Origin of the sequence: Stappia sp. (assembly GCF_040110915.1) — a bacterium.
Classification (GTDB): Bacteria; Pseudomonadota; Alphaproteobacteria; order Rhizobiales; family Stappiaceae; genus Stappia.
In genome coordinates, this window is sequence record NZ_CP157793.1 from 624870 (window position 1) to 635109 (window position 10240).

Annotated in this window: 10 protein-coding genes and 1 tRNA gene; 7 read left to right on the forward strand and 4 right to left on the reverse strand. The window is 67.2% G+C overall.

The genetic code is table 11. The features are described from left to right. Positions 1-323: 323 nt before the first annotated feature. The 5 genes from ccoG to ABL312_RS02835 all read left to right on the forward strand — a co-directional run bounded on the left by ccoG (position 324) and on the right by ABL312_RS02835 (position 5628). Complete coding sequence (gene ccoG, locus ABL312_RS02815) at positions 324-1781, forward strand: cytochrome c oxidase accessory protein CcoG (RefSeq protein ID WP_349359868.1); 1458 nt, start codon at positions 324-326, stop codon at positions 1779-1781. A gap of 187 nt (positions 1782-1968) precedes the next feature. Continuing rightward, positions 1969-2499, forward strand: a complete 531-nt coding sequence (locus ABL312_RS02820) for a FixH family protein (RefSeq protein ID WP_349359869.1) — start codon at positions 1969-1971, stop codon at positions 2497-2499. A 67-nt stretch (positions 2500-2566) separates the two neighbouring features. Continuing rightward, positions 2567-4798, forward strand: a complete 2232-nt coding sequence (locus tag ABL312_RS02825; RefSeq protein ID WP_349359870.1) for a heavy metal translocating P-type ATPase — start codon at positions 2567-2569, stop codon at positions 4796-4798. Next, on the forward strand, positions 4798-5013 hold the full coding sequence (ccoS, locus tag ABL312_RS02830; RefSeq protein WP_349359871.1) for a cbb3-type cytochrome oxidase assembly protein CcoS: 216 nt from the start codon (positions 4798-4800) through the stop codon (positions 5011-5013). Before ABL312_RS02825 ends, ccoS begins: the two co-directional genes overlap by 1 nt. Positions 5014-5181: 168 nt before the next feature. Then, complete coding sequence (locus ABL312_RS02835) at positions 5182-5628, forward strand: response regulator (protein ID WP_349361324.1); 447 nt, start codon at positions 5182-5184, stop codon at positions 5626-5628. 62 nt (positions 5629-5690) lie between these two features. On the opposite strand, the gene ABL312_RS02840 is transcribed toward ABL312_RS02835, so the two are convergent. Next, complete coding sequence (locus ABL312_RS02840; RefSeq protein ID WP_349359872.1) at positions 5691-6158, reverse strand: Rrf2 family transcriptional regulator; 468 nt, start codon at positions 6156-6158, stop codon at positions 5691-5693. A 193-nt stretch (positions 6159-6351) separates the two neighbouring features. On the opposite strand from ABL312_RS02840, the gene ABL312_RS02845 reads away from it, so the two are divergent. Then, positions 6352-6846, forward strand: a complete 495-nt coding sequence (locus tag ABL312_RS02845; RefSeq protein WP_349359873.1) for a protoglobin domain-containing protein — start codon at positions 6352-6354, stop codon at positions 6844-6846. A gap of 175 nt (positions 6847-7021) precedes the next feature. Here ABL312_RS02845 and ABL312_RS02850 read toward each other — a convergent pair whose 3' ends face one another. After that, positions 7022-7318, reverse strand: a complete 297-nt coding sequence (locus ABL312_RS02850) for a hypothetical protein (RefSeq protein WP_349359874.1) — start codon at positions 7316-7318, stop codon at positions 7022-7024. Positions 7319-7678: 360 nt separating this feature from the next. Between ABL312_RS02850 and ABL312_RS02855 the strand changes: the two genes are divergently transcribed. Continuing rightward, a tRNA-Thr gene (locus ABL312_RS02855) sits at positions 7679-7753 on the forward strand. Between the two features lie 161 nt (positions 7754-7914). Here ABL312_RS02855 and ABL312_RS02860 read toward each other — a convergent pair. Continuing rightward, positions 7915-9207: a S8 family serine peptidase gene (locus tag ABL312_RS02860; RefSeq protein ID WP_349359875.1), complete on the reverse strand. Its 1293-nt coding sequence runs from the start codon at positions 9205-9207 to the stop codon at positions 7915-7917. A gap of 148 nt (positions 9208-9355) precedes the next feature. Beyond that, the gene (locus ABL312_RS02865; protein ID WP_349359876.1) at positions 9356-10087 is read right to left on the reverse strand and encodes a dienelactone hydrolase family protein; all 732 of its coding nucleotides are present in this window, start codon (positions 10085-10087) and stop codon (positions 9356-9358) included. Between the last annotated feature and the right edge of the window lie 153 nt (positions 10088-10240).

Genomic DNA, 10240 nt, shown 5'->3' on the forward strand with positions numbered 1-10240 from the left:
GTGCGGCGGGCTGTCGCGGGCCGCCGGTTGACCGGGATCAAGGACGCCGCGCCATTGGTGACCCTAGAATGCACCAATCGACGGAATGCGGGGGCATGCCCCGAGCCGTCGAGGGTCCATGGTCCGCAACCTCGATGGCCGGCAAGGATCGGCCGCAGTGACGGATTGTCGCGGAGATGACGTGTCGCAAGGCGGCGGCAAGGGATGGTCGCTAACGTCCGCCGCCAGGAGCGATGGAGCGTCCGCCGAAGGACCCGGCGACTGCTCCGTGGACGACGACCCCGCCCGACGGGGCGATGAGAGATCAGAAAATGGACGGATCGATGCGTGCAGAAACGGACCCCTCGGGCGGCGGCGCCCAACCGGACGATTGGTTTGCCTCGGCCAAGAAGATCTACCCGATGGCCGTGCATGGCACGTTCCGCAAGATCAAGTGGGCCGTGCTCTTCGTCACGCTCGGCATCTACTACTTCCTGCCCTTCGTGCGCTGGGACCGCGGTCCCGACGCGCCGAGCCAGGCCGTGCTCGTCGACCTGGAGGGCCGGCGGGCCTATTTCTTCTTCATCGAGATCTGGCCGCAGGAGGTCTATTACCTCACCGGGCTCCTGATCATCGCGGCGATGGTGCTGTTCCTGATGAACGCGGTCGCGGGCCGCGTGTGGTGCGGGTACCTGTGTCCGCAGACCGTGTGGACCGATCTGTTCCTCTGGGTCGAGCGCCACACCGAGGGCGACCGGCGCGAGCGCATGCGGCTCGAGCATGAGCCCTGGACGCTGAAGAAGATCACCCAGAAGATCTCCAAGCACACCCTGTGGCTGATGATCGCCTGGTGGACCGGCGGCGCCTGGGTGCTCTATTTCGCCGACGCCCCGACGCTGGTGATGGATCTCGCCACCGGCCAGGCGGCCTTCGCGGCCTACCTGTGGATCGGCATCCTGACCTTCACGACCTATGCGCTGGCCGGTCACATGCGCGAGCAGGTCTGCATCTTCCTGTGTCCGTGGCCGCGCATCCAGGCGGCGCTGACGGATGAGGAGGCGCTCAATGTCACCTACCGCTACGATCGCGGCGAGCCGCGCGGCTCGCTGAAGCAGAACCTGAAGCGCGAGGCGGAAGGCCTGCCGGCGGGCGACTGCGTGGATTGCCACCAGTGCTTCCATGCCTGCCCGACGGGCGTCGACATCCGCAACGGCACGCAACTCGGCTGCATCCAGTGCGGGCTGTGCATCGACGCCTGCGACGCGGTGATGGACAAGGTCGGCAAGCCGCGCGGGCTGATCGCCTACGACACGGACGACAACATCCTGCGCCGGATGGAGGGCAAGGAAACCTTCGTGCGCATCGTGCGTCCGCGCACGGTGATCTACGCCGCGCTGATCGTGATCGTCGGTCTCGTCATGGCCTATGCCCTCTACACGCGCGACTTCGAGGGCGTGAACGTGCTGCACGACCGCAATCCGATCTATGTCGAACTGTCCGACGGCGCGGTGCGCAACGGCTACACGATACGCCTGCTCAACAAGCGTCCGCTGGCACGCGACTTCATCCTCTCCGTCGAGGGCATGCCCGAGGGCACCCGCATCGAGGCGATCGGCATCGAGGAAGAGGTCAACGGCAAGCCGGTCGTCGCGGTCGGTCCGGACACGACGCGCGAGATCCGCGTGCTGGTGTTCTCGCCGGCCGACGCCGAGATGCCGAAGTCGACCCCGATCACCTTCCGCATCACGGAAACGGTGATGGGCGACATCGCCACGGGCTCCGACTTCTTCAAGGCGCCCTGATCGCGGTTCGACGCGCAAATGATCGGGCATTTTCAACGGCGGCCGGGGCGTCTTTCGCTCCGGCCGTCGGCGCGTTCATGATCGGGATCAAAGCGGTGCGGCAAAACGCACGGTATTCCTCAACACGATATTGCAACGGAGGGCTTGCGGCCGGGGTCGCAAGGGGGCAAGTCGACAGGACGGACACATGACATCGACGACGGAACACATGGCTGACGGACGCTCCGAGCGGCGCATCACCGGGCGCACCGTGCTCATCTGGCTGATCGGGTTCTTCTCGGTCATCTTCGCGGTCAACGGGGTGTTTCTGCACCTCGCGCTCAATTCCTTTCCGGGTGTGGTGAGCGAGACCTCCTACGAGGACGGGCTTGCCTACAACGACGAGATCGCGGCCGCGCGTGCGCAGGCCGCCCGCGACTGGTCGGTCGCCGGCGCCGTGGAGCGCAGCGCCGACGGTCAGGCGGCGGTCGAGGTCGTGGCGAAGGACAAGGCCGGCAATCCGCTGGTCGGGCTGCTGGTGACCGCCCGTCTCATCCGCCCGGCGAGCCCGGAAGCCGCGCGCGTCCTGGTGCTGCAGGAGGGCGAACTCGGCCGCTACGAGGGCACGCTGTCCAATCTCGCGGCCGGCCGCTGGATCCTGGAGCTCGACGCCCGCAAGGGTGACGACACGGCGACCTTCCGGTCGCGCAACCGGATCTTCCTGTCGGAGCGCGACTGACCGCGCAGGGTGTCGGCCGCGGGCTGATGTCTTCCGCCCGCCGCGCGCCGCAAGAGGCGACAAAGCGATGACAGTGCATGAACGGGACTGGGATGCGTTCATCACCCTGACGCCCGAGGGCCGGGCCCATATGGATCTGGCCGTCGAGGGCGTGACCTGCGCCGCCTGCATGGTGGAGATCGAGCGCGGGCTCGGCGCGCAGCCGGGGGTGGAGACCGCGCGTCTCAACCTCACCAGCCACCGCCTGGCGGTGGACTGGTCGCCGGAGGAAACCTCCGCCGACCGCATCGTGGAAACCCTCGACCGGCTGGGCTATCGCGCGCATCCCTTCGATCCCGCACAGGTGCGCGAGCGCGCCGACGCGGCCGGGCGAGAGCTGTTGCGCGCGCTGGCCGTCTCCGGCTTCGCGATGATGAACATCATGCTGCTGTCGGTCTCCGTGTGGTCCGGCAACGCCACCACGATCACGCCCGAGACGCGGGACTTCTTTCACTGGATCTCGGCGCTGATCGCGCTTCCCGCCGCCGCCTACGCCGGCCGGCCCTTCGTGCGCTCCGCCGTCACCGCCCTGGCCGCGCGCCGGCTCAACATGGACGTGCCGATCGTCATCGGCGTGTCGCTGGCGCTCTTCCTGTCGGTGATGCAGACCCTGCAATCGGCCCATCACGCCTATTTCGAGTCGGCCGTGATGCTGCTCTTCTTCCTGCTGATCGGCCGCTATCTCGACCACACGATGCGCCGGCGCACGCGCTCCTTTGCCGAGAACATCGCCGCGCTCAAGGCCGAAACGGCGGTGATCCAGCGCCCGGACGGCACCTTGCGCGAGGTGCCGCTGTCGAAGGTGGAACCGGGCCAGATCATCTATGTGCGCGCCGGCGAAAGGGTGCCGCTCGACGGGCGGGTCGAGAGCGGACACTCGGAGATCGACCAGAGCCTCGTCACCGGCGAGACGGCGCTGGCGGAAGTTGGGGCGGGCGATGCGGTCTATGCCGGCACGCTCAACGCCTCGGCCAATCTGACGGTGCGGGTCACCACCGCCTCCGGCGGCACGCTGCTCGACGAGGTGACGCGGCTGCTCGACACCGCCGCCCAGGCGAAATCGCGCTACGTGCAGCTCGCCGACCGCGCGGCGGCCATGTATTCGCCGCTGGTGCATCTGGCCGCGCTGCTGACCTTCCTCGGCTGGTGGCTGACGGGCTATGGCTGGCAGCCCTCGCTGGTGATCGCCATCTCCGTTCTCATCATCACCTGTCCCTGCGCGCTCGGCCTCGCCGTGCCGGCGGTGCAGGTCGTCACCTCCGGGCTGCTGTTTCGCGCCGGCGTGCTGCTGCACTCCGGTGACGCGGTGGAACGGCTCGCGGCGGCCGACACCATCGTCTTCGACAAGACCGGCACGCTGACCCTCGCCGTGCCGGAACTCTGCGCCGCCGAGGCCGTGCCGGCGGAGGTGCTGGCGCTGGCCGGGCGGCTCGCCCTGTCGAGCCGGCATCCGCTCGCGACCGCGCTGGCGCGCGCGAGCGGCGCCGAGCGCCCGCTCGACGACGCCCGCGAGGCGGCCGGCTCCGGGGTCGAGGCGGAGCTGGACGGGCGCACGCTGCGGCTCGGCAGTGCGGCCTTTTGCGGGCTCGACGCCGAAACCGCAGCGCGCGCGGTCGCCGATCATCCCGGCGCCTCGCTCATCGTCTTCCGGGATGGCGACGCGGCGCCCGTGCCCTTCCTCATCGAGCAGAAGCTGCGCGCGGATGCGGTCGAGGCCGTCGCCGCGCTGAAGGCGCGCGGCTATCGGCTGGCCATCCTGTCCGGCGACCGGCGCGCGCCGGTGGCGGCGATCGCGGAGCGGCTCGGCATCGACGACTGGCAGAGCGAGCTCAGCCCCAAGGACAAGATCGCGCGGCTCGATGCATTGGCGCGCGAGGGCGCGAAGGTGCTGATGGTCGGCGACGGTCTCAACGACGCGCCGTCGCTCGCCGCCGCGCATGTCTCGCTGTCGCCGGTCACCGCCGTGCATGTGGCGCAGGCGGCCGCCGACGCCGTGTTCCTGGGCGACCGGCTCGCCCCGGTGGTCACCGCGCTTGCGGTCTCGCGCCGCGCCCATGCCGCGATGAAACAGAACCTGTGGATCTCCACGCTCTACAATTTCATCGCCGTGCCCATTGCGGTCGCGGGCTATGTGACGCCGCTGCTCGCCGCCGTGGCGATGTCGTCGTCGTCGGTGATCGTGACCCTCAACGCCCTGCGCCTGCGGATCGGTGCGCCCGGCGCCCCCGGCCGGGAGGCTCCGCCGGCGGGAGAGACCTGATGGACGTTCTCATCTTCCTCATTCCGGTTGCCCTCGTTCTCGGTCTGCTCGGGCTGGTCGGCTTTCTGTGGTCGCTCAAGTCCGGCCAGTACGACGATCTGGAGGGGGCGAAATACCGCATCCTGCAGGACGACGACCTGCCGGATCATCAACGCCCCAAGGCGCGCGACGCGCGCCCGCGCGAGTCCGAGCGGCGCTCCAGGGAGCGTGCGTAGCACCGCGATCGGGCGGATGCCGTCCGTGTGCAAGCGTGGGCTGCGACTGTGCGGTTGGACTAACCGTTATTTCAGATTTCGCATGTCAGGATGCGCGGGAACGGAGGTTATTGCGTGTCGCTCGATCTGGCATCCCTGACATTTCTGCTCGTCGAAGACAGCGCCTACATGCGCACGATCCTGCGCACGATGCTGCAAGGATTCGGCGCCCGGCGGATTGTCGAGGCGGAGGACGGCGCATCCGGGCTGGAAGCCATGGAGCGCGCCAATCCCGATATTCTGATTCTCGACTGGGTGATGCCGATCCTGGACGGGGCCGACATGGTGCGCATGATCCGCAACCCGCACAATCCCTTCGCCTATATTCCCATCATCATGGTGACGGGCCACACCGAGCGCAGCCGGATCATCGAGGCGCGGCGGCTCGGGGTGCATGAACTCCTGTCGAAGCCCATCTCCGCCAAGGCGCTCTATCAGCGCGTCAACAGCGTGATCATGCAGCCGCGCGACTTCGTGAAGACGCCGAGCTATTTCGGCCCGGCGCCGCGCGAGATCCGCAACCGGCAGAAGATCTGGCAGAACATGGAAGGCGGCGAGGGCGGACAGGCGGCATAACGCCCGCGCGCCGACCCCTCAAGCCATCGACGCGCCGTGCCGCATGCCCCCGGCGAGGCAGCTCACTGGTGCGTTTCGAGCGCGAGCCGCTGCCGATTGTTCGAGAGCGCTCGCAGCAGACCGTCGCGATCCGCCACCAGATCGGCAATGGTGACCCCCTCCAGATAGTCGAGAAAGGCCGCGAGCGCGCCGTCCAGCGCGGTGCGGAAGCGACAGGCGGACTGAAATCCGCATCGCACCGGGCATTGATCCTCGAGACATTCCGCAAGGGCAAAATCCGTCTCGATAAGTTTTACAATGGAACTAATGTCTATATCGTCGGGCTGCTTGGCCAACATCACGCCCCCGCTGCGTCCCACGGTCGATTTGATGTAGCCCGCCTTCCTCAATTTCTGAACGGCGGCAACAACCTGTGAGCGGTGACTTGCAGTTTGTTCGACAATTTCATCAACAGGAATGATGCGATCTTTGCTTATTGCCAAGTACATTAGTGTTCGTACCGCGATGTCGGTGCGGTTGGTGAGGCGCATGAATTTCCCCGGAGCCCAGATGTGATTTGTTTTTTTAAATGTTACAAAATCGAAAACGATGAATCAATTTATGCGTAATGATCCAAATCAGATAAAACGTTTTAATCCGTTTCGAGTTTTTGCGGAGAATAGTTTGAATACTTGTTGGAAATTGCGAGGATGTTATTAGTATCAGGAAATCGAAATAACGAAAATGACGGAGGAAGCGATGACGGGAGGCGGGTTGTCGCAGTTGGGCGATCTTGCGGAATTCGTCGAATTGTCGCCGGCGGATATCGACAATGTCGCGCAGGCATGGCGCGTGTTCGCGGATCGGGTTCCCGAAATCCTCGACGAGTTCTATGCCAATCGGATCATGACGGACGACAAGTGGCGGATGAAGGATTTCTGCCTTGTCGCGCTGAAAAAGAAGCAGGTTGCCTATTGGCAGGTGTTGTTTTCCGGAACGCTGGATGAGGTCTACAGCACGCATGCGCGCAACATCGCGATGAAGCACAAGCACTATGGCGTGACACTGAGCGATTACATCGCCTCCTACGGCTGGTTCCTCAATGCGTTCGAGAAGGCGCTGCGCGCGGGCGGGGTGTCGCAGGACAGGCTCGGCGCGATGATGGCGTCGATCCGCCGTCTGGTGTTTCTGGACATGACCATCGCCGCGTCGACCTATTACGTCGTCTATATCGACTGACGCGCGCCGCAGGACCGCGGGACAGGCCGGTCGCCGGTCGGCCGGAGCGCCATGCGCCGGGACCGAACGGATCGGTCCGCCCGAAGCGGGGAGGCCAAGGCTTGCACCGTGAAGAGGGGGGGCGATCCGTGCCCGCGAGCAGCCCGCAGGCGATGGCCGTCTTTATGTTGGTGCGTCATGTTGGCGCGTCGTTCTTCGCCGGGTCATCGCCCCTGGCTGCGTCGTCTGCCGGGTCGGCGGCCGGCTTCGCGGGCGCCTTGGCCGACTTGCGCCGCCTCAGGTTCGCGCGCAAAGCGGCGGCAAGCCGCGCCTCGCGGTCATCCGTGCCGGGCGGCTTGCCCGCGCCGGTCCCCGAGGTCCGGGCGCTTCCGTCCGCCGCGCGTGCCGACCCGGGAGTGACGGGGCGAGGCGCCGGCGTGGTGGGGGCGGGGTCGGAGGTGTCTGCGCGTGGCGTCTTGCCGGTGTCGCTCATGCGCGGTCTCCCTTTGAACGCGAGGCATGGTGAAAACGTGGAATGGTGAAAACGAGGAATGGTGAAAGCGAGGCGTGGTCAAGGCGGGACCCGCCCGAGGGCGCCGGCCTCGAAGCGCCAAGAGTGCGGTCGCGGACATGAAATCGCAAGGCCCGGCTATACGGGGCGGACGCGGTCCACTCCTGCCCTGGTCGACGATCCCGAGGCAAGGGACCTGCGCCTGAAGACGCCCGGACCTTGCGATCCGTCAACGCGGGACGACTTGCCCGGGATGCCCGGCAGGAAGGCGTGGATTTGCACGCCCGCCGGGCGAAACGCCTCTTGACCGGCCCGATTTTTGGACTTACACCCGCGCACATCGCTGCCGTAGCTCAGGGGTAGAGCACTCCCTTGGTAAGGGAGAGGTCGAGAGTTCAAATCTCTCCGGCAGCACCATTATTTCAATAGATTGGCAAGTTTTTGCGATCTGGTCGGTAGTTCATCGAGCCTCCACCGCGTATTTTGCGCAGTGCTTGCTCTTCGGGATGCGTCCACCTTTCCGGTCTTTCATCGCGGTCGCTTCAGGGCTGCGCGACGGGCGTGCGTACGGGAGCTTCTCACCTGGACAACGGATCGGCAATCCAGCCGGTTGCGACCGGGGCGTCGTCGGCTGACGGGACGCGCTTGGCGCGGTCCAGGATGCGCCGCTTTGTCTCCCGGGCGCTTAGCTGCGGCTCTGCCTCCAGCAGTCGCGCGGCCATGGCGGCAACGCGCGGCACGGCAAAGCTGGAGCCCGAGGCCTGGCCCGTCCGGCCGAGATGATCGACGACCGCGATGCTTTCCCCGGGCAGCATGATGTCGACGGCGACACGTCCCCAGTTCGAGCCGCGGGCCAGCCGGCCCTCGGTGTCGGATGAGGTAACGGTCAGGACGGTGTCCAGATCGAGCGCCGCCGGATAGACCGGATCCCGGTCGATGTCGCGCCCGTCGTTGCCGGCGGAAACGATGGCGAGCATGTCGCGGCGGGAAAGAGCCCGCGCGAAGGTCTCCCAGTCGTCCGCGTTCCGACTGCCCAGCGGAAGCACGAGAATGCGCGCCCCGGCCCTGGCGGCGGCGTCGACGATATCGGCCATGCGCGTCATGTCCGGGCGGGGATACCGGAAGGGAATCAGGGCGACATTCGGCGCCTCGCGCACCAGAATCGAGGCGACCGCCGTGCCATGGCGCATCGGCAGAAAGGGCCCGCGTGCGGTATCGCCGTCATAGGGCCATGGGTCCATGTCCCAGAAATCATAGCCAAGGGGCGTGCCGTCGGCGTCGCGCGCAAGGCCGTCTCGGAAGAGCGGCAGGTCGTAGGCGAGACCGGAATCGACAAGCGCCACCCGCACGCCGCCGGGATCCCTGCCGTCCGGCCAGGGCGCCTGCAGCGTCTCGCTGCCGCCTATGGTCGTCAGATCGCTGTCGAGCAGATCGAGATGGCGCCACGCGGGACCTTCCGCTCTGATGGCGCGTCCCTGGCGGATGCGGCAGTCGCCATCCGCGATCGCAAAGAGCACCGGGACATCGCCGTCCGGACCGGCCGCATGGTAGGACACGGTGAAGCGGCGAAGGTGCTGGCCGGACTGCCAGCGCTCGATCTCCATCGCCCGCGCGCCCGGCAGCGCGAGGCGGATGAGTGTCCGACGCGGCGCGGTCACGTTCGGCCGGTGGCGTTCCGCGCGCAGGCTGCTGCCGGGAAAGGCGGCCACGGCGCGGCGTCCGGTCAGCTCGGCGATGGGGCACAGGCGCTCGACGGCGAGACGAATGCGCTCGCGACCCTCCGCCCGCAGATCACCCTGTGCGGCGGGAGCCGCGATGCCCGCGCCAGCGATCAGACAGACCGCAAGAACCAGCCGTCCAAGACCGGGCATCCGACCCTCCTCACGATCCGGCCCCGCGACGGGCGGTCTGCGTCCGGCCCCTCGTGTCCGGTCCGCGGACGCGGGCGGGCCCGGGCAAAAGGCACGCACAGGGCCCGAGGGCGGTCAAGGCGACCGCCCGCGCCGTCTGGACCGGCCCTCAGAGGCGGTCGTTCAGGAAATCGGAGAAGGCGTCCCAGCTCGCCGTGTCGGCCCGCTCCTGATAGCGGTTGGAGCCGAACACCGTGAAGGCATGCGGCGCGCCGGAATAGACCTCGATGGCATAGGGCGTGCCGGCGGTCTCGAGTTCCTTGGCGAGGGTCGCGACGTCGTCCATCGTGATCGAGGTGTCCGCGCCGCCGTGCAGGATGAGAAGAGGCGGTTCGTCGCCGGTCCAGGATTGCCCCTCGGGCGTCGACAAGCCTCCATGGAAACTCGCGAAGCCCGCCGCCTCGCCGGCCATGTCGCTGCGCGCCATTTCCAGCGCGACGGCCCCGCCGAAGCAATAGCCCATCACCACCATGTTCGTATCGCCCGCCTGCTCGCGTGCCTGGGCGACGCCGGCTTGAATGAGCGCGCGCATGCGCTCCCGGTCCTGATAGAGCGCGCCGGTCGCGGCCCGCCGGTGGTCGACCGTTTCCGTCGGCGTCGCATCGCCGAACATGTCGAGGGCGAAGGCGCTGTAGCCCATGTCGGCCAGCATGTCGGCACGGCGGCGCTCGTAGTCCGTCATGCCGTCCCAGTCGTGCACGATCAGCACGAGGCCGCGCGGGCTCTCGGCCGCCGCGAAATAGCCGGTGAAGGCCTCGCCATCGACGGTGTAGGACACGTCGGCCGCCACGGCGGGTGTCGCGGCGAGCATGCATGCAAAGAGGATCGGTTTCAGGCGCATTGTGTCTCCCTCCCAGATCGATGCCGCAGGGGGCATCGACAGATCAAATGACGACCGGACACATGGGCCGCAAACGCGCGCCGGCAAGCCGAAGGGCCCGCCCGGGGTCGCGCGGCCGGGATGTATCGGCGTGTGGAATGGCTGGAAAGTGCG